The sequence below is a fragment of the Streptomyces sp. NPDC033178 genome (assembly GCF_055577685.1).
Map to the genome: position 1 here is coordinate 125837 of NZ_JBVIPT010000007.1, position 17801 is coordinate 143637.

Below are 17801 nucleotides of genomic sequence, written 5' to 3' on the forward strand. Positions count from 1 at the left end.
ACCGATGTCTGACGATTCGCGCCCTTCGCCGTCCGAGGCCCGTACGGCGGCCGTGATTCCGGCCGCCGGCCGGGGCGTACGCCTTGGTCCGGGCGCCCCCAAAGCGCTACGCGCGCTGAACGGCACCCCCATGCTCATCCACGCGGTACGCGCCATGGCCGCGTCCCGTGCCGTCTCCCTCGTCGTCGTCGTGGCTCCGCCCGACGGGGCCGCCGAGGTGAAGACACTTCTCGACGCACACGCCCTGCCAGAGCGGACCGACTTCCTCGTCGTGCCCGGGGGAGACAGCCGGCAGGAGTCCGTACGGATAGGGCTCGACGCGCTGCCGCCCGGGATCGACATCGTGCTCGTGCACGACGCGGCGCGTCCGCTGGTGCCCGTCGACACGGTCGATGCCGTCATCGAGGCCGTACGGGACGGGGCTCCCGCCGTCGTGCCCGCGCTGCCGCTCGCGGACACCGTCAAGCAGGTCGAGCCCGCCGGAGTGCCCGGGGAGCCCGAGCCTGTCGTCGCCACACCGGAGCGGGCGCTGCTGCGCGCCGTGCAGACACCGCAGGGGTTCGACCGCGACACGCTCGTGCGCGCGCACGAGACCGTCACCGAGAACGTCACGGACGACGCGAGCATGGTCGAGCAGCTCGGGCTTCGGGTGGTCGTCGTGCCCGGGCACGAGGAGGCGTTCAAGGTGACGCGTCCCTTGGACCTGGTGCTGGCGGAGGCCGTTCTGGCGCGGCGGAGGTTGAACGATGGCTTCTGAGGGGTCTGAAGGGTCTGAGGGTTCGGGGGCCTCCGGGGGGCCTGTGCTGCCGCTCGTCGGTATCGGTACCGACATTCACGCCTTCGAGGAGGGGCGTGAGCTGTGGTGCGCGGGGTTGAAGTGGGAGGGCGAGGGGCCTGGGCTGGCCGGGCACTCCGACGCCGATGTCGTCGCGCATGCCGCCTGCAACGCGCTCTTCTCCGCGGCCGGGATGGGGGATCTGGGGCAGCACTTCGGGACCGGGCGGGCCGAGTGGGCCGGGGCGTCGGGGGTTGTGCTGTTGACGGAGGCGGCGCGGATCGTTCGCGCCGGGGGTTTCACCATCGGCAACGTGGCCGTTCAGGTCGTTGGGCCCCGCCCCAAGATCGGCAAGCGGCGTGACGAGGCGCAGAAGATTCTTTCCGATGCCGTGGGGGCGCCGGTGTCGGTGTCCGGCGCGACCACGGACGGGCTGGGGTTTGCCGGGCGGGGCGAGGGGTTGATGGCGGTGGCCACGGCGTTGGTGGCGCGGGTGGGGTGAGGGGCCTTTCCTCGCCCCCGCCGCCCCTACCCATTCCCGTCCCTTCCTCGGGGGCTCCGCCCCCGAACCCCCGCTCCTCAAACGCCGGAGGGGCTAACTACTAGCCCGTCCGGCGTTTGAGGACGAGGCCGTTCAGGCCGAAAGGGGGGTCTGGGGGCGCAGCCCCCAGGGACGGGACGGGTAGGGGCGGCGGGGGCGAGAAAAGACCGGGTCGGCCGCCCGCGCAGCGGATGTCACGAATCGTGAGCCATGTGTCGGAAGGGTCTCGGGGCACTGGTCGTCGCCCACTACCCTGGAGGGGTGACTATTCGCCTGTACGACACCAGCGCCCGGCAGATCCGTGACTTCACCCCGATCACGCCGGGTTGTGTCTCGATCTACCTCTGTGGCGCCACCGTGCAGGCGGCCCCGCACATCGGGCACATCAGGTCCGGCCTCAACTTCGACATCATGCGCCGCTGGTTCGAGCACCGCGGCTACGACGTGACGTTCATCCGGAACGTCACCGACATCGACGACAAGATCATCAGGAAGGCCGCCGAGCAGAACAGGCCGTGGTGGTCGATCGGTTACGAGAACGAGCGCGCGTTCAACGACGGTTACACCGCACTGGGCTGCCTCCCGCCGACGTACGAGCCGCGCGCCACCGGCCACATCACCGAGATGGTCGAGATGATGCGCACGCTCATCGAGCGCGGGCACGCGTACGAGGCCGAGGGCAACGTGTACTTCGACGTGCGCTCCCTGCCCGGCTATCTGTCGCTGTCCAACCAGGACCTGGACGAGCTGCGCCAGCCCGCCGAGGACGGCGAGACCGGCAAGCGGGACCCGCGGGACTTCGCGATGTGGAAGGCCGTCAAGCCCGGCGAGCCGAGCTGGGAGACGCCCTGGGGCCGGGGACGGCCCGGCTGGCACCTGGAGTGCAGCGCCATGGCCCACAAGTACCTGGGCCCCGTCTTCGACATCCACGGCGGCGGCATCGACCTGATCTTCCCGCACCACGAGAACGAGATCGCCCAGGCCAAGGCCTTCGGCGACGAGTTCGCGCACTACTGGGTGCACAACTCGTGGGTGACCATGAGCGGCGAGAAGATGTCGAAGTCGCTCGGCAACTCCGTGCTCGTGAGCGAGATGGTCAAGGCGTGGCGGCCCATCGTGCTGCGCTACTACCTGGGCACCCCGCACTACCGCTCCACCATCGAGTACAGCGAGGAGGCACTGCGCGAGGCCGAGTCCGCGTTCGCGCGGATCGAGGGCTTCGTGCAGCGGGTGGTGGAGAAGGCCGGAGCCGTCGAGCCCGCGGCCGAGGTCCCGCCGGCCTTCGCCGAGGCGATGGACGACGACCTGGGCGTCCCGGGGGCCCTCGCCGTCGTGCACACCACGGTCCGCCAGGGCAACAGCGCGCTGGCCGCCGACGACAAGGAAGCGGCGGTCGCACGGCTGGCCGAGGTCCGCGCGATGCTCGGCATCCTCGGTCTCGACCCGCTCGACCCGCACTGGGCGGGCGAGAGCGACCGCGGCGAGGACCTGCACGGAGTCGTCGACACGCTCGTACGTCTGGTGCTGCAGCAGCGCGAGTCCGCCCGTACGCGCAAGGACTGGGCCACCGCCGACGCCATCCGTGACCAGCTCAACCAGTCCGGGCTCGTGATCGAGGACGGCCCCCAGGGGCCGCGCTGGACACTCGGCCCGCGCTGACCGTTTCCTTGATCGATTGTGCCGCTCGGGTCTCCGGGCGGCACACTCGTAGACGCACGACATTTCACAGACACGTACACCACAGGCGTACGCACGTACGCCTTCACACAGACAGGTAGGTCATGGCCGCTAACAACCGCCGCATGTCCGGCAAGAAGGGCGCGCAGGTCGGCAGTGGCGGCCAGCGACGCCGGGGCCTGGAAGGCAAGGGTCCGACCCCGCCCGCCGAAGCGCGCAAGGGGCACAAGAAGAACCGCATCGCCGGCGCCGTCGCCAAGGCCAACGCGAAGCAGACCGTGCGCCGCCCGTCGCCGCGCGGCGGCCGGGGCGGCAAGGGCACGTCCGAGATGGTCGTCGGGCGCAACTCCGTCGTCGAGGCGCTGCGCGAGGGCGTGCCGGCGTCGATGCTCTACGTCCAGCAGTTCATCGACAACGACGAGCGGGTGCGCGAGGCGCTCCAGCTCGCCGCGGACCGCGGCGGCATCCACCTCATGGAGGCCCCGCGTCCCGAGCTGGACCGTATGACCAACGGCCTCAACCACCAGGGGCTCGTCCTCCAGGTCCCGCCGTACGAGTACGCGCACCCGGAGGACCTCGCGGCCGCCGCGTACGACGAGGGCGTGGACCCGCTGATCGTCGCGCTCGACGGCGTGACCGACCCGCGCAACCTCGGTGCCGTCGTCCGGTCCGTCTCCGCGTTCGGCGGCCACGGTGTCGTCGTGCCCGAGCGCCGTGCGGCCGGCATGACCGCCGGTGCGTGGAAGACGTCCGCTGGTGCCGCGGCGCGTACGCCCGTCGCCCGTGCGTCCAACCTGACCCGGGCCCTTGAGGCCTACAAGAAGGCGGGCCTCATCGTGGTCGGCCTCGCCGCGGACGGGGAGGCCGAGGTCGGTGACCTGGAGGCCCTCGGGGGTCCCGTCGTCATCGTCGTCGGCAGCGAGGGCAAGGGGCTCTCCCGACTCGTCGGTGAGACCTGTGACTTCAGGGTGCGGATCCCGATGCCGGGCGGCACGGAGTCGCTGAACGCCGGTGTGGCCGCGGGAGTTGTGCTGTACGAGGCCTCGCGGAAGCGGGCCTAGTACCGGCTTGGCGGGCCTGGTGCGGGGTTTGCTGACGCCGGGTTGTGGTGATCCGCGGGTGCGTGGGGGCTGGGCGCGCCCCGCGGCGGAGCCGCAAATGTCACAGCCCCGCGCCCCTTACAGGGCCCGGTTCCGCGCCCCTTGACCGCGACCCCGGGCGCGGCTCGTTGATCTTGACGGGGTCCGGACAGATCGGGCCGGTCAAAGCAGTGTCCTAAACACACGTCACTCGGTTAGATGAGTGTGGACACCAGAACACCCCGCACACCCACGGGGGACCGCTCGTTGGGATTCGACGACGCTCCCGCGCTGAGCATGGTGAAGGTGCCGAGCGATCCGGCGCAGGTCATCGTCAATCATGCGAGCTTCCGCGTGCAGCTGAACTCCGCCCCGCGGGGCCAGTCCCCGCGCGCCGCGCGGCACTTGAGCTCGGGCGAGGACACCGCGCGCATCCCCGTCGTCGGAACCACCGCAGGCACCCGCCGCCGCGCGCCCGTCGTCTGGAGCGGGAAGTCCGCCCCCGACGACACCGGCGCCACCCGGCTGTTGCAGGCGGTGCGGAGCACGAGTCTGCGGCACGGCGCCGAGGCGCCCGCCGGGGACGGCGGTGCGACCCAGGTCATCCCGCGCGTCGGCGAGGGCGGACCCCCCGGGTTCGACGTCGACGCCACCGTCGAGACACCGACCGTCCGCGGCCCCGAGACCCGCCTCCTGCCCCAGATGCGCAGCGCGGGCAGCGCGTACGAGGAGATCGACGAACGCCCGTACGCGGAGGGCGAGTTCGAGGACGACTCCTACGACGCCGACGAGTACCGGGACGAGGACGACGGCGCGCTCAGGCGGCACGGCGCCGCCCCCGTGCGGCACGGGTACTACCCCGGCCGCCGGATGAACCTCGGCGTCGTCCTGCTCCCGCTGCGCGTCTTCCTCGGCTTCATCTCGATCTACGCAGGCATGGGCAAGCTCTGCGACCCCGTCTACTTCGACGGCGGCAAACGCGGCTCCATGGTCAAGTGGCTCAACTCCCTGCACCCCTGGGAACTCGCTGAGCCACTGCGCCAGTTCGCCCTCGAACACCCCGTCGGCGCCGGACTCCTCATCGCCTTCTTCCAGGTCATCGTCGGCGTCCTCACCGTGCTGGGCCTGTGGCAGCGGGTCGCCGCGGTCGTCGGCGCCCTGCTCTCGGCGGCGCTGCTCCTCACCGTCAGCTGGAAGTCCGTCCCCGCCTACGACGCGCCGGACATCATCTACCTCGCCGCCTGGTCCCCGCTGATCATCGCGGGCGCCCCCGTCTACTCCATCGACGGCCGCCTCGCCGGCGAGGCCTGGCGCACGCTCGGGCCGCGCGCCGACATCTGGGAACTGCGCAGCCGCGTCCTGCGCCGGGGCGCGCTCGTCACGACCATCGTCGTCGGACTCACCCTGCTCATCGGCTCGTTGCTCGGCGGCGCCGTCCGTGACGCCGACCGCGTGGTCGTCCCCGGCCCCGGCGAGGCCCCGCGCAACGAACTGCCCGGCTCCCCGCTCCCGGAGGAGCCCGGCAAGGGCCGGCACAAGGAGAGTCCCTCGGCGGCCAACTCGCCCACCCAGGGCGCCACTTCCGCGAGCCCCTCGGGCGCCGCTACCACACCGGGCGCGGCCCGCGAGACCGCGGGCGCCGGTGCCGGGCAGCCCAGCCAGCCGCAGGGCTCCGGTCAGGCACCGCCCCAGCAGTCGGCCCCGCCGCAGGCCCCCAGCACCAGCGCCGGTCCGTCCTCCTCGGGCGGTACCACCGGCGGTACGGGCTCGGGCGGCTCCGGCAGTGGCGGCGGCTCCGGCTCCGGCGGGAGCACGGGAGGCAGCGGTGGTGGCTCCGGCTCCGGCGGTGGCTCCGGGCTCGTGGGCGGCCTGCTGGGCTGACACCGCCCGCCGACAGGGCGGCACGGCCAAGCCGGTACGGCGGCCCAGGACCGTACAGCCGGTACGGCGGCCCAGGACCGTACAGCCGGTACGGCGGCGCAGACCGTACGACGATGGGGCCCGCACCTCTCAGGTGCCGGGCCCCATCGTCGTACACGCCGCTTCCGCGGGTCGGAGTAAGTTGCTCAACGCCCCAGCGCCGCCAGCTCCTTGGCGGCCTCCGTGAGGTCCTTCGCGGTGTCGATGGCGCGCCAGTAGGCGCCCTGCGGGATCGGATAGCCGGCCAGGCGGCGTTCACGGGCCAGGCGGGGAAACGTGGACCGCTCGTGGTCGCCGAGGTCGGGCAGCAGGGCGGCGAACTCGGGGGAGAAGACGTACACACCCGCGTTGATGCCGTACGCGGTCGGCGGGGACTCGATGAAGTCCGTGATGTGGCCGAAGTCGTCGGTCTCGACGGCGCCCCACGGGATGCGGGGGCGGGCCAGCGCGAGGGTGGCCACCGCGTCGCGCTCGGTGTGGAAGTCCGCCATCTCACGCAGCGAGAAACGGGTCCAGATGTCGCCGTTCGTCGCGTACCAGGGGCGGTCCGGGTGGGGCAGGTGCTTGGCGGCGAACTTGAGGCCGCCGCCCCGGCCCAGGGGCTCCGTCTCGACCACGGTGGTCACGGAGACGGGCAGCTCGGCCGAGTCCAGCCACTGCTGGAGCACCTCGGCGAGATGGCCGCACGAGACGACGACGTCGGTGACGCCCTCCTCGGCGAGCCAGGCCAGCTGGTGGCCGATGATCGGGGTCCCGGTGCCGGGAATCTCGACCATCGGCTTGGGACGGTCGTCGGTGTAGGGACGCAGCCGCGAGCCCTGGCCGCCGGCCAGGACGACGGCTTGAACGGGGCGCGACGCGGCGTTCGGATCGGTCATGACCCGAACTGTACGTGGCGCCCCGCGGGATTTGCGGGTGGGCGTCTGCGGGGTGTGCGGGGTGGGGATCCGCGATCCGGTGGCGGCTCGTCGCGCCCCGCGGCGGAGCTGCATGGGTCACAGCTCCGCCCCCCTCAGAGGGCCCGAGGGGCCCTCCTGGCGGCTCAGGTGTGCTGGGCTGCCACGCCCGTGGCGAAGGACGTGTCGCAGACCGGGCGGGCGAACGACTGGGCTCGGGTCGGGCCGTAGGCGCGGACGGCGGCGCGGCCCAGGGCGCGGGCGATGGACGCGCAGTGCCTGGCGAGCGACGGACGGCCGTTCACCGCCTCCTGGAGGTGGGTGAGGGCCACGCCCGGGTTCTTCTCCTGGAGTTCGAGGAGGAGCGTGTCGCGCAGCACGTCCTGCGGGGCGCGGGACGGGGCACGTCGGGAGACGTCCTCGGCGGATGCGGCGAGCACCGACGTCGAGGAGCTGTTCCCCGACCAGTTGACTCGGGTGACCGCGAGCGTCCCGGAGAGCACCAGGACGACGGGCAGAACGAGGGCGAGAGTACGGCCGATCCGGCGGGCCGGACCGCGGCCGTGCCGTGTCGGTCGGCCGGCGGGACCACGGCCGTGTCGCGTCGAGTGGTTAGTGGAGTGCTTCACGCGAGTGAGGGTAGCGCGGGGTGATGATTTGGCGACATTTAGTAATCAATTCGGGGGACGGGTAAACCGTCGTTTTCGAGTTTGATGTTGACGTACGGGTATCGAAATGCCCGTTCTGCCGGGGTATTTGTCGACAACGGAGAAGGCCCCGCAGCAGCCTGCGGGGCCTTCTCCGTCAACCTGGGTGAAATCTCCGGGACCGGCCGGGTCGGACCTGGCCGGCCCGACCGACTCGGTCAGTCGTCAGTCGTCAGTCGGAGAGGCGCTCGCCCGTGGACGTCGAGAAGACGTGGGTCTCGCCCGGACGCGGCACGACGTGCAGCGTGGCGCCCTTCTCCGGGACCGCGCGGCCGCTGACGCGGACGACCAGGTCCTTGAGGTCGTCGTCGACCTTGGCGCTGCCGTAGACGTAGCCGTCGGCGCCGAGCTCCTCGACGACGTTGACCGTGACGGCGAGGCCCGCCGGGGCGTCCTCGGTGTCCTTCGACAGGGAGGCGGCCGCGGCACCGTTGTGCTCGACGATGTCGAAGTGCTCCGGACGGACGCCGACGGTGACCGTGGTGTCACCCTTGTCGGCGGCGGTCTTGAGGGCCTCGCGGTTGACGGGCACCACGCTGTTGCCGAACTTCACGCCGCCGTCGGTGATCGGTACCTCGACGAGGTTCATCGCCGGGGAGCCGATGAAGCCGGCGACGAAGAGGTTGCTCGGGCGGTCGTACATGTTGCGCGGCGAGTCGACCTGCTGGAGCAGACCGTCCTTCAGCACGGCCACCCGGTCGCCCATGGTCATGGCCTCGACCTGGTCGTGGGTGACGTAGACGGTGGTGATGCCGAGGCGGCGCTGGAGGCTCGCGATCTGGGTACGGGTCGAGACGCGGAGCTTGGCGTCGAGGTTCGACAGCGGCTCGTCCATGAGGAAGACCTGGGGCTCACGCACGATGGCGCGACCCATCGCGACACGCTGGCGCTGACCACCGGAGAGGGCCTTCGGCTTGCGGGCCAGGTAGTCGGTGAGGTCCAGGATCTTCGCCGCGTCCTCGACCTTCTGGCGGATCTCGGCCTTGTTGACGCCGGCGATCTTGAGCGCGAAGCCCATGTTGTCGGCGACCGTCATGTGCGGGTACAGCGCGTAGTTCTGGAACACCATGGCGATGTCCCGGTCCTTGGGCGGCAGGTGCGTGACGTCGCGGTCACCGATGTGGATCGAGCCGGCGTTGACGTCCTCGAGACCCGCGAGCATCCGCAGGGAGGTGGACTTTCCGCAGCCGGAGGGGCCGACGAGCACGAGGAACTCGCCATCCGCGACGTCGAGCTCGAGCTGGTCGACGGCGGGCTTGTCGCCACCCGGGTAAATGCGGGTCGCCTTGTTGAACGAGACAGTGGCCATGGTTCGTAGGCCCCCTTCACCGGCAGGAACGTGCCGGACGATCCGTTGTAAAGGTGGTGTGACCGCTACGGAACGGTCCGTAGTGGTGTAGTCCACATGAGCGGACTGGTTCAGGACGCTACCTCGCGTTCACACGTTCTGTCAGTACTCCGCGGGCGATGAAGTTCGAGGAAATTTTCGACAGGGGCCCGCTGTGACGTGGGTACACTGCACGGGCGTGCATGCGTGCACGCACCCGGCCCGCCCGTGCGCGGGCCCCGCCTCCTTAGCTCAGATGGCCAGAGCAACGCACTTGTAATGCGTAGGTCGTCGGTTCGAATCCGACAGGGGGCTCCGACAGTTTGGGCGGCCCGGTGGTGGGTCAGATGATGCCCGCTCGTATTGCGTACGAGACGGCGTGGGCGCGGTTTCGTAGGTGTAGGCGCTTCATCACGCCGTAGAGGATGTATTTGACGGTGCGTTCCGAGTAGGAGAGCTTCGTCGCTATTTCGGCGAGTTCCTTGCCCTCGGCGACCAGGCGGAGGACGTCCACCTCGCGGGGGCTGATGCCGGATGCCGTGAGGCCCCGGGGGGCGAGGAGTTCGCGTTGGGCCCAGCGGACCTGTTCCATCAGGGTGCCCTGGAGGGTGGGCGGGAGGCTTCCGCCGCCGTCCGCGATGGTGTGCAGGGTTCGGATGAAGGCCGCCTGGCTGAAGGAGTCGCGCCACAGGACGGCGCGGACTCCGCGGTCGACCGCGGCCGAGACGTCGGCGTGCCACTCCTTGCCCACCACCAGGGCGAATCGTGCGTCCGGCCTGTCGGACAGGCTGCGCAGCAGGTCGAGGGTGGAGGTGTCGGCGACGTCCACGGTGACCACGATGACGTCCGCTTCGCGGAGCCTGTCCGGTGGGACCTCGCGGATGCGGCGGTCGTTGTGGAGGTAGCTGAGCAGTCCGGCGCGGACGAGGGCGTCGGGTGCGTGGATCGCGACGCGCACGGTGTCTGTGAGTACCTGCTGAGGCATTCGCCCCCCATTCGGGAACCCAAGTGGTCCATGCCGTTCAGGAGTTGATGGTGGCACGCGGGGTTGCCTCGATCCGCTCCCGGAGGTCCCTCGTCCGTTAAGGACAGGGAAATCTGGCATGAGTGGGGGGAGGGGTCAGTGGTGGTCCGTCGTCATCGGGGTGCCCGTGAGTACCGCTGTGACCACCTCTGTGCGGGAGCGCATTCCGGTGCGTGCGAACAACCGGGACAGGCGGTTCGCGACCGCGTCCTCGCTGAGCCGCAGTACGCCCGCGATCCGGCGGTTGGTGAGTCCCTCGGCGAGCAGGGTGGCCAGCAGGTGCTCGTTCTCCGACGTGGCCTGTCTGCGGCCGGGTACGGTCAGGCCGGCCTCGCGCATCGCGGTCCTGGTGTGGAAGCGCCACAGCGTGGCACCCAGCTCGCCGAAGCGTTCGTACGCCTCGTGCAGCAGGGGTGCCGGTGCCGCGTTCGCGCGTACGGCGGCCAGGAGCGTGACCGCCGTTTCGAACGGCTGGCTGCGGGAGCGGGCCAGGTCGACCGCCTCGTGCAGGTGCTTGCGGGCCTCCGGGGAGTCCGGGCCCAGGATCTTTCCCGACGTCAGCAGGTGCAGGAGCCGCGTCCGGCCGCTGTTCATCTGCTCGGCCGTCCGGTCGAGGCGGTCCAGGCAGGCCGTCGCCCGGTCCTGGTGTCCCGCTTCCGCGTGTACCTCGGCGAGTGAGGCCAGCAGTTCGTCGGTGCCGTAGAAGGAGCCGCGTTCGTCTGCCGCGCGGAGGCCGCGCCGGAGTACTTCCTCTGCCCGGCCGAGCTCGCCCAGGGTTCGCAGCACCTCGGCCTCGGCGTGGTCCAGGATGTGTTCCAGCGGCCCGTTCGCCGGCCCGCGCACGCTGCTGATCAGGCGGTCCGCGCTGGTGGTGCGTCCCTGGGCGAGGAGGATGGCCGCCGTGCGGGCGGGGAGCAGGTGGTGTCCGGGGACCACGTTCAGGACCCCGCCGTCGACCAGGAGCCGACGTGCCAGAGCTAGTGCCTCGTCCCACTGTCCGTTGAGGTGGTGCCAGAGGAACCGGTTGTGCTGGGGGAGGAGTTCGAGGTGCATCCGCCGGGTGGACAGCAGGTTCGCCGCACCTCGCAGGTCGCCGATTCCGAGCAGTACGTCGAACGTGGCGATGTTGAACGCGAACGCCTTGTTCGGAGGCAGGTCCGGTTCCTCCGGCTGGGCCAGTGCGCGGGTGAACCGTTCCGGGCGGCCCAGTACGTACTCCGCGACCCTGCGGAAGAGTTCCAGCAGGGCGCGACTGCCCGGGGTGGCCTGCCATACGCGTTCGGTCTGCAGCATGAGGGCCAGTGCCTCCTGCCACTTCTCCAGCTGCCACAGTGCCTGGACGCGGCCGGAGACGGTGGCCATGGCGGACAGCGGCAGTCCCTCCCACCAGAGTGCGGTGCCCATGCGGGACAGGGCCGGCCAGTCCTGTTCGGCGGCCGCGGATGCCACCAGCAGGGTGGCGGCCTCGTGGACCGCCTGTGCGTCGAGGCCCTCGGCGGGGCCGCACACGAGCCATTCGGCCGCCGTCCGGGCCGTCCGGTGGTCGCCGCAGCCGAAGGCGGCCTGGCCGGACCGCAGTATGGCGAGGTCGCGGGCGTACTGCTCCTCGATGAGGCGGACGGCTCCCATGTGCCACCGCAGCATTCCCCGGCGTTCGAGGTCGGGGTACAGCGATCGTGCGGCGGCGGTCAGTTCCGTCACCGCGCGGTCGCGGTCGACCAGGAAGCCGGCGTCGGCGATCCGGTCGGGGAGGTAGGTCTGCGCGTCCGCCTCTTCGAGGAGCGCCGAGACCGGGGGGTCCTCCGGGGTGGCACCGGTGCGCCCCGGCTTCCCGCCCGCCCACAGCGCCTCCACCGCGGCCGCGGACAAGTGGCTGCGCTTCACGGGGCCCAGTCGTTCCCGGACGGTGTGTGCCAGCAGCGGGACGCGGAAGGTCCAGCCGCGTGACGCGGAGGCGGGGTCCCGGCCGGGCAGTTCGTCGAGGATGCCCTCGTCGACCAGGGTGCGGATGCCGTCGGTGACGGACTCGGCGGGCAGCCCGGTCGACGAGGCGACGAGGGTGGCGGCCGGTCGGCCGAGCGGCCACAGGATGCTGAGCGCCGTGGCCACCGTTCCACAGGGTTCTTCCAGCGCATGCAGCGCCGCGACGTACCGGTCGTGGTCCGGCAGCAGCGGTACCGGCGCACCGGTGCCGAGGAAGGCGTGGCCGTCGGCCGTGCGTATCGCGTTCTGTGCCGTCCATTCGACGAGGAGGGCGTCCAGCGCGCCGGGGACACCGCGGCTCAGCTCGTGGAGGCGTCGCATCAGGTCGGCGTCGGGTGCCGAACGCAGGCGCTGCGCCACCATGGCGGTGGCGTCGTCCGGGGTGAGGCGCGGCAGGGTGATCGTGTGTGCCGCCCGGTTGTGGGCGAGCCGGTCCACGGTGGCGAGCCGGTCCACGGTGTGGCCGGGGGACGGGGGTGTGCCGTACGGCGCGGTGTGCCGGACAGCTGTGAGCAACAGCCGGATGCCGGGCGGGACCCGGTCGAATTCGACCTCGTCGAGCAGGGCGAGGGATTCGGCGTCGGCATGGTGGGCGTCGTCGACGAGTACGACCGCGGGGGTCGGTCGCGCCAGAGCGGCGACGAGTGCTTCGGCCATCGCTGTCCGGTCGCCGCGCTTCATCGCGGACAGCGCTTCCGAGGCCGGCTTCTGTGCCGGCTTGCGTTTCGTCGTGGCGGACCGGTGTTCCTCCAGGGCCATGACCAGTCGCAGCGCCAGCAGTTGAGGGTGTTCGCCGTCGCCGGGGACGCAGGCGACCGGCAGGACCGCGATGCCTCCCGCCATTCCTCCCGCGCGCAGTCGCTCGGCGGTGGCGTGCGCGAACACGGTGCGTCCGATGCCCCGTTCGCCGCGGACGAGCACCAGGCGTGGCCCGGACGGATCGCGGAGGCCGCGGTCGGTCTCTTCCGACTCGGCTGTCCGGCCGAGCAGGTCCCCGCCGGGGCTGTGGAACCGTGCGGCCGTGCCGCCGAAGACCAACTCGGTGTCTGTCCGAGCAGCCACTTTCTCCACCGCAACCTTCGAGGAATCACGTACCGGCGGGCGGCGCCCGCCTCGGACCGACCCGACGGACGGGCCCCGGACCAGCGCCTGCAATCATGGCAAACTCGGCATAAAAAGTTGACCTGTTCGGACATTCGGACGACTCCAATTCTCATGAAGCAGTTCGGCATGGAGAAAAAGGGAAAACAGGGAGTCGACGTGCAGCAGCACCCTTCACTTCTCGTCGGCCGGCACGGCGAAGTCGAGGACGTGGCCGAGGCGTTACGCACCACCGGTCACGCCACCGGTCACGCCACCGGACTCACCGCCGGACGCACCACCGGTGCCGCGGTTCGGACCCTGCTCGTCACCGGTGGCGCCGGAACCGGCAAGACCGCCGTGCTGGAACAGGCGCGGCAGACGGTGGTCCAGGAGGGCGGCAGGGTTCTGAGGTGCGGCTGGGAATCCGGCGAGGGCCCGGCGGACGGTACCGCCGCTCTCACGGACGCCGTCTGCGGCGTACTCGCCAAGGTCCAGGACGGCCGGCTCCCCGCGCGCATCGCCGCGGTACGCCGGGTGCAGGCGCGGGCCACCGGCCCCGGCGGTGAAGTGGCCCTGCTGTCCGCCCTGGGCGAGGTGCTGGCGGACGCGGCTCGTGAGGTCCCCTTCGCCCTGATCCTCGACAACACCGAGCGGATGCCGGCCCGGACGGTTTCCGCGCTCGGGCTGTTGCTGCGTACGTTCCGCCCGGCGGGCGTGCCGGTGGTGATGGCCGCCCGGCCGATGAGCCCGGGGCACGCCACCGCCGCGCAGCTGTCCGCGGCGGCCGACCGGGTGCTCGAACTGCCGCCGCTGTCGTCGGCCGATGTCGGCGCGCTGATCGAGCGGCGGCTGGGCCGTCCCGTCGAGCCCGACCTGGTGACGGCGGTGCTGGCTTCGCTGGGCCCGCTGGCAGGCACCCCGGCCGCCGTGCTGTCGGTGCTCGCCTCGCTGGCGGAGCGCGGCGGCCTGCTCGAACTCGACGGCCGGGTGTGCCTGACCGTGCCGGAGGGCGGGCTGCGGCTCAGGGCGGACGCCGCGGAACTGGGCCGGCTCTGCTGGCCGGACGCGTTACCGGACGCCGGGACGGTCGGGGCGGCGGCCGTACTCGCCGGTCTGGTCGAGCAGGCCGAGGTACGGCTTGAGGACCTGCACCGCGTGAAGTGGCCGGACGGACCGCTCGAAGCCGTCGGCCGTACGGTGGACAAGCTGGTCGGGGACCGAGTGGTGACGGTCGGTCAGGGCGGCCGGATCGAGTTCGCCGTCCCTGCGCTCGCGGCGGCGCTGCGGACGCTGCCCGCCCGCGGCGAGGTGCGCTCGCTGCACGCCACGATCACCAGACTGGTGACGGACCGGCTGGGCGCCACCGCGGCGGGGACCCGGCGGCCGCGACTGGCCGGCCATGTGGCGGCGGCCGGCGCGATGCTCGACGACACCCTTGCGGTGCCGCTGCTGTTGGCCGCGGCCGGCAGCAGTGTCAGGTTCAACCAGGACTGGGCGGTTCGCAGTTACCGCTCGGTGTTGCGGCATCTGCCGCCGCACGACCCCAGAACACCCGGCGTGCTGCACGAGTCCGCCGGTCTGAGCCTGCGGCACTCCGACCACATCGGCGTACTGGCGCTGGTCGAGCCGCTGCTCGCCTGTCTCGACGTGCCGCACGGCGACGACCGGGAGGGCAGGAAAGACCGGGGAGACCGGGACGGTCTGGAATGGGTCACCCGGGCATGGGCGCTGTCGGCACTGCATGAGCACCGGTCCCCGTACGCCGGGGACGCCGACCCCCGTTACCGTGCGGCGCTCGAACGGGTGCCCGCTGCCGCGGTGTTGGCGGCGGTCGGCGGACGATACGGGATCGGCCCGATCGGCCCGATCGGCCCGAGCACGCCGACGACCTTCCGGCCGGGGCCGGCCGCGCAGGAGTCCGGCTCTGCCTCTGCCTCTGCCTCTGCTTCTGCCTCCGGCTCCGGCTCCGGCTCCGGCTCCGGTCCCGGACCCGATTCCGGGCCGGTTCCGTCGTCCGCCGAAGTGCGGCTGCTGGCCGCCGCCGTGGGCGATGGCGCCGAGTTCGAGCGGGCCCGGCAGGGCATGCCGGGGGACGCCCTCGGCGAGGCGGCCCTGGACGGGCTGCGGAACGCCGCCGCGTACGGGGATCTGGCGGGTGCTCTTGAGGCCGTGCTCGGTGAGCGGTACGTCGCGGCGGGGGAGAGCACCGCCGTCCGGTACCACTCCATGGTGCGCGACTACCTGACGGGGGACTGGGACAGCGCCCTGTCGTGCGCCCGCCGGATCGAGACGCGGGGCCGGTCGGGCCGCGCGGTCGGCGTCGGACAACTGGCCCGGGCTCTGGCGGCCGAGATCCAGCTCATGCGCGGGGAGTTGGGCCGCGCCCGCGAGTGGCTGGACCTGATCCCGGACTCGGTCGGCCATCCGCTGGTGGCCCGGGTGCGACTGGGCGTCCGGTACTGGTCGGGGCAGGCGGACAAGGCCCCGGGAGACAGGGCCTCTGCGGACAGGGCTTCCACGGACGAGGTCCTGGAGGCGGCCCGGCACGACGTGCGGCGGGCGCGCGAGGGCGGGCTGCTCGCGGGCCTCGACAGGGTGTTGCTGCGGATGCTGTCGATCACGGTGCGGGGCGACAGCCCGGAGGCGACGCGGCGGACGTTGGAGGAGTTGGAGGCGCTGTACGAGGAGGCCGCCTCGCCCATGACGTACGAGGCGGTGCTCGTGGCCCGCGGGATGGTGCACGGCGACGCGGACAGTGCGCTCGCCGCGTACCGGTTGGTGCAGCGGCGGGTCGACCTGTCGCTGAGCGTGGACTGTTGCCAGTGCCTGACGGACGTCGGCGACGACCCCCAGTTGTGGCTGGACGAGGCGACGCGGAGCGGGCATGCGCTGGGCATGGGACGGCCCGTCCGCAGCCTGCTCGGCGCTGCGGCGCGGCGGCGGAACGTGTCGATCCCCAGGCGCCGTGCGGCCCGGGCGGGGCTGAGCGATCGCGAGGTGCGGCTGATCGGCATGGTGAGCGACGGGTCCACCAACCGGCAGATCGCCGCCCGGCTGGCGTGCAGCGAGAAGACCGTGGAGCAGCGGCTTTCGCGGCTCTTCCGGCGGACGGGCTGCCGTTCCCGGGTGGAGCTGGCCGCGGCCTGGCTGGACGGCAGCCTGGCGCGACAAGGTCTGGTGCCGGGCCACTAGCTACCCTGGGCGCCCTCGAAGCCCGGCCTCGGTTCCCCGGGGTTCGGTCTCGGCTCCTCGGGCGGCCGACCGCCCAGGAACATGGTGTCGAACGCACCCGCCCCGTGATAGCTGAGCTGAATCGTCGGGCTCTCGTCATAGGGCCGGCGTGCCCAGTCGACTCTGGGGTCCCGTCGGGCGTTGGGCCCGAGCGGTGGGCGCCGGGGTGTGGTCGGCCGGGCGGTCTCGAAGGCCGCCCGGGCCTCGAAGGCATGGGCCGGTGTGTTCTCCGCCGGCTCTCCGACGGTGGACACGCCGACTGCGGGCGGGAGTTGGGACGTATGCAAAGGCGGATGCCGATACGGGTGCGGGTGCGGGTGCGAGTGCGGGGCGTAGGCCGGGTACGGGGGCCTTCCGGCACCGGCGTTGTCCCGCCGGCGCTGTTCGTCCTGCCAGTGGAGTTCGTGCGGCCCGCGCAGTTCGTCCTCCCGCGGTACGGGCTTTCCGCCGCTGTCGCTCGTCACCACCACCGTGACGCCGATGATGATCAGCAGGAGCCCGGGGACGGTCGCGACCGCGACGCCCTGGTCCATCAGTGACCACGCCATGAGCGCGGCCACCGGGGTCTCCAGCAGCAGGAGGACGCTCATCGTCGTCGCCGACGTCCTGCCGAGGACGAAGTTCAGTGCGCCGAGCCCCAGCAGCTGCGGGAGGATGAGCAGCCCGAGCAGCGACAGTTGTGTGGTCCTGTCGAAACCGGTGAGCTGGATGTCGAACAGCCAGCAGGCGGCGAGGAGTTCGAGACCGCAGACCAGCGAGGTGACCGTCGAGTACAGGGGTGTGCTCACGTCCGCCCGCGACTTCTCGCTCAGCGCGGCGTACGCGGCCTGGGCGACGGCTCCGGCCAGGGCGAGCAGGTCCCCCAGCAGTGCCGTACGGCTGCCGGACTGGATGTCCACACCGGCGGCAGCGGCCGCTCCGACCACGGCGAGCGCCAGACCCGCCCAGGTCCTGCGGGATGCCCGGACGCCCTGACCCGCGGCGATGAGGGCCTGCCAGACGGGCTGGGTGGCGACGAGCGCGGTGGACATGGCGACCGAGGTCAGCTGCGTACTCGTCATGAAGGCCGCGAAATGGAGGGCGAGTGCCGTGGCCGCGAGGAAGCCGAAGACCATGGGCCGCCACTGTTCCCGGCGCAGCAGCCCGCGCTCGCCACGCACGACGCGCACCACCTCGCGGCGGCGCAGTATCAGGAGGAACGGCCCGAGGGTGGCGAAGCCCAGGGCGTTGCGCCAGAACGCCATGGCGAGCGGCGACGCGGTGGCGGCGGCGGTGAGCGGGGCGGTGGCGGATATGGAAACCACGGCGACCGCCATCGCGGCTATGGACAGCGGATCGATTCTGGTTTTCACGCGCGGAGCTGACCCCGATTCGAGCATGGGGGGACGGCGGATCCGAATGCGCTTGTCATGGGGGAAGCCATCGGTCCGCCTCTTGGCGGTACGGACTGTAGGGGACGGTCGACGTCCCGCCCGCCTTGTTCAAAAGCCGCTCGACGCCCGTTTCGTGGGCGGTGGAAATGACTGCCCCGGGCAGTTGTCCGGCCGGAACAGCCGCG

12 protein-coding genes and 1 tRNA gene are annotated in these 17801 nt (G+C 71.7%); 7 read left to right on the forward strand and 6 right to left on the reverse strand.

Going from position 1 to position 17801, the window contains the following annotated elements; genetic code table 11:
* Positions 1 to 4: 4 nt before the first annotated feature.
* The 5 genes from ispD to ACZ5VQ_RS19130 all read left to right on the forward strand — a co-directional run bounded on the left by ispD (position 5) and on the right by ACZ5VQ_RS19130 (position 5953).
* Positions 5 to 757 carry a 2-C-methyl-D-erythritol 4-phosphate cytidylyltransferase gene (ispD, locus tag ACZ5VQ_RS19110; protein WP_450647329.1) on the forward strand — a complete coding sequence of 251 codons (753 nt, stop codon included), beginning with the start codon at positions 5 to 7 and terminating at the stop codon, positions 755 to 757.
* Positions 747 to 1277, forward strand: a complete 531-nt coding sequence (ispF, locus tag ACZ5VQ_RS19115) for a 2-C-methyl-D-erythritol 2,4-cyclodiphosphate synthase (RefSeq protein ID WP_469105909.1) — start codon at positions 747 to 749, stop codon at positions 1275 to 1277. Before ispD ends, ispF begins: the two co-directional genes overlap by 11 nt.
* 300 nt (positions 1278 to 1577) lie before the next feature.
* Positions 1578 to 2975, forward strand: coding sequence for a cysteine--tRNA ligase (cysS, locus tag ACZ5VQ_RS19120; protein ID WP_469105910.1), 1398 nt, complete (start codon positions 1578 to 1580; stop codon positions 2973 to 2975).
* Between the two features lie 122 nt (positions 2976 to 3097).
* Entirely contained in the window at positions 3098 to 4054 is a 957-nt protein-coding gene (rlmB, locus tag ACZ5VQ_RS19125; RefSeq protein WP_362086809.1) for a 23S rRNA (guanosine(2251)-2'-O)-methyltransferase RlmB, read from the forward strand.
* 237 nt (positions 4055 to 4291) lie between these two features.
* A complete protein-coding gene (locus ACZ5VQ_RS19130; protein WP_469105911.1) occupies positions 4292 to 5953 on the forward strand; it encodes a DoxX family protein in 1662 nt (553 codons plus the stop codon).
* A 185-nt stretch (positions 5954 to 6138) separates the two neighbouring features.
* Here ACZ5VQ_RS19130 and ACZ5VQ_RS19135 read toward each other — a convergent pair whose 3' ends face one another.
* From ACZ5VQ_RS19135 to ACZ5VQ_RS19145, 3 genes are all read right to left on the reverse strand, one after another.
* Positions 6139 to 6870: a nucleotidyltransferase family protein gene (locus tag ACZ5VQ_RS19135; RefSeq protein WP_143639575.1), complete on the reverse strand. Its 732-nt coding sequence runs from the start codon at positions 6868 to 6870 to the stop codon at positions 6139 to 6141.
* A gap of 164 nt (positions 6871 to 7034) precedes the next feature.
* Positions 7035 to 7517 (reverse strand): hypothetical protein, encoded by a 483-nt coding sequence (locus ACZ5VQ_RS19140; protein WP_469105912.1) that lies wholly within the window; start codon positions 7515 to 7517, stop codon positions 7035 to 7037.
* A gap of 250 nt (positions 7518 to 7767) precedes the next feature.
* Positions 7768 to 8904: an ABC transporter ATP-binding protein gene (locus tag ACZ5VQ_RS19145; protein ID WP_469105913.1), complete on the reverse strand. Its 1137-nt coding sequence runs from the start codon at positions 8902 to 8904 to the stop codon at positions 7768 to 7770.
* A 259-nt stretch (positions 8905 to 9163) separates the two neighbouring features.
* Here ACZ5VQ_RS19145 and ACZ5VQ_RS19150 point away from each other — a divergent pair.
* Positions 9164 to 9237: transfer RNA gene (locus ACZ5VQ_RS19150), tRNA-Thr, on the forward strand.
* A gap of 28 nt (positions 9238 to 9265) precedes the next feature.
* Here ACZ5VQ_RS19150 and ACZ5VQ_RS19155 read toward each other — a convergent pair.
* Both ACZ5VQ_RS19155 and ACZ5VQ_RS19160 read right to left on the reverse strand, forming a co-directional pair.
* Positions 9266 to 9907, reverse strand: a complete 642-nt coding sequence (locus ACZ5VQ_RS19155) for a helix-turn-helix transcriptional regulator (RefSeq protein WP_469105914.1) — start codon at positions 9905 to 9907, stop codon at positions 9266 to 9268.
* 135 nt (positions 9908 to 10042) lie between these two features.
* Complete coding sequence (locus ACZ5VQ_RS19160) at positions 10043 to 12991, reverse strand: AAA family ATPase (protein WP_469105915.1); 2949 nt, start codon at positions 12989 to 12991, stop codon at positions 10043 to 10045.
* Positions 12992 to 13189: 198 nt separating this feature from the next.
* Between ACZ5VQ_RS19160 and ACZ5VQ_RS19165 the strand changes: the two genes are divergently transcribed.
* Positions 13190 to 16204: a helix-turn-helix transcriptional regulator gene (locus ACZ5VQ_RS19165; RefSeq protein ID WP_469105916.1), complete on the forward strand. Its 3015-nt coding sequence runs from the start codon at positions 13190 to 13192 to the stop codon at positions 16202 to 16204.
* Here the strand turns inward: ACZ5VQ_RS19165 and ACZ5VQ_RS19170 are convergent.
* The gene (locus ACZ5VQ_RS19170) at positions 16201 to 17595 is read right to left on the reverse strand and encodes an EamA family transporter (protein WP_469105917.1); all 1395 of its coding nucleotides are present in this window, start codon (positions 17593 to 17595) and stop codon (positions 16201 to 16203) included. The genes ACZ5VQ_RS19165 and ACZ5VQ_RS19170 overlap by 4 nt on opposite strands.
* Between the last annotated feature and the right edge of the window lie 206 nt (positions 17596 to 17801).

Excerpts from the sequence above, each read along its gene's own strand:
- ispF (WP_469105909.1), top strand. The coding sequence starts at position 747 with ATGGCTTCTGAGGGGTCTGAAGGGTCTGAGGGTTCGGGGGCCTCCGGG.
- ACZ5VQ_RS19130 (WP_469105911.1), top strand. The coding sequence starts at position 4,292 with ATGAGTGTGGACACCAGAACACCCCGCACACCCACGGGGGACCGCTCG.
- rlmB (WP_362086809.1), top strand. The coding sequence starts at position 3,098 with ATGGCCGCTAACAACCGCCGCATGTCCGGCAAGAAGGGCGCGCAGGTC.
- ACZ5VQ_RS19135 (WP_143639575.1), bottom strand. The coding sequence starts at position 6,870 with ATGACCGATCCGAACGCCGCGTCGCGCCCCGTTCAAGCCGTCGTCCTG.
- ispD (WP_450647329.1), top strand. The coding sequence starts at position 5 with ATGTCTGACGATTCGCGCCCTTCGCCGTCCGAGGCCCGTACGGCGGCC.
- ACZ5VQ_RS19145 (WP_469105913.1), bottom strand. The coding sequence starts at position 8,904 with ATGGCCACTGTCTCGTTCAACAAGGCGACCCGCATTTACCCGGGTGGC.
- ACZ5VQ_RS19155 (WP_469105914.1), bottom strand. The coding sequence starts at position 9,907 with ATGCCTCAGCAGGTACTCACAGACACCGTGCGCGTCGCGATCCACGCA.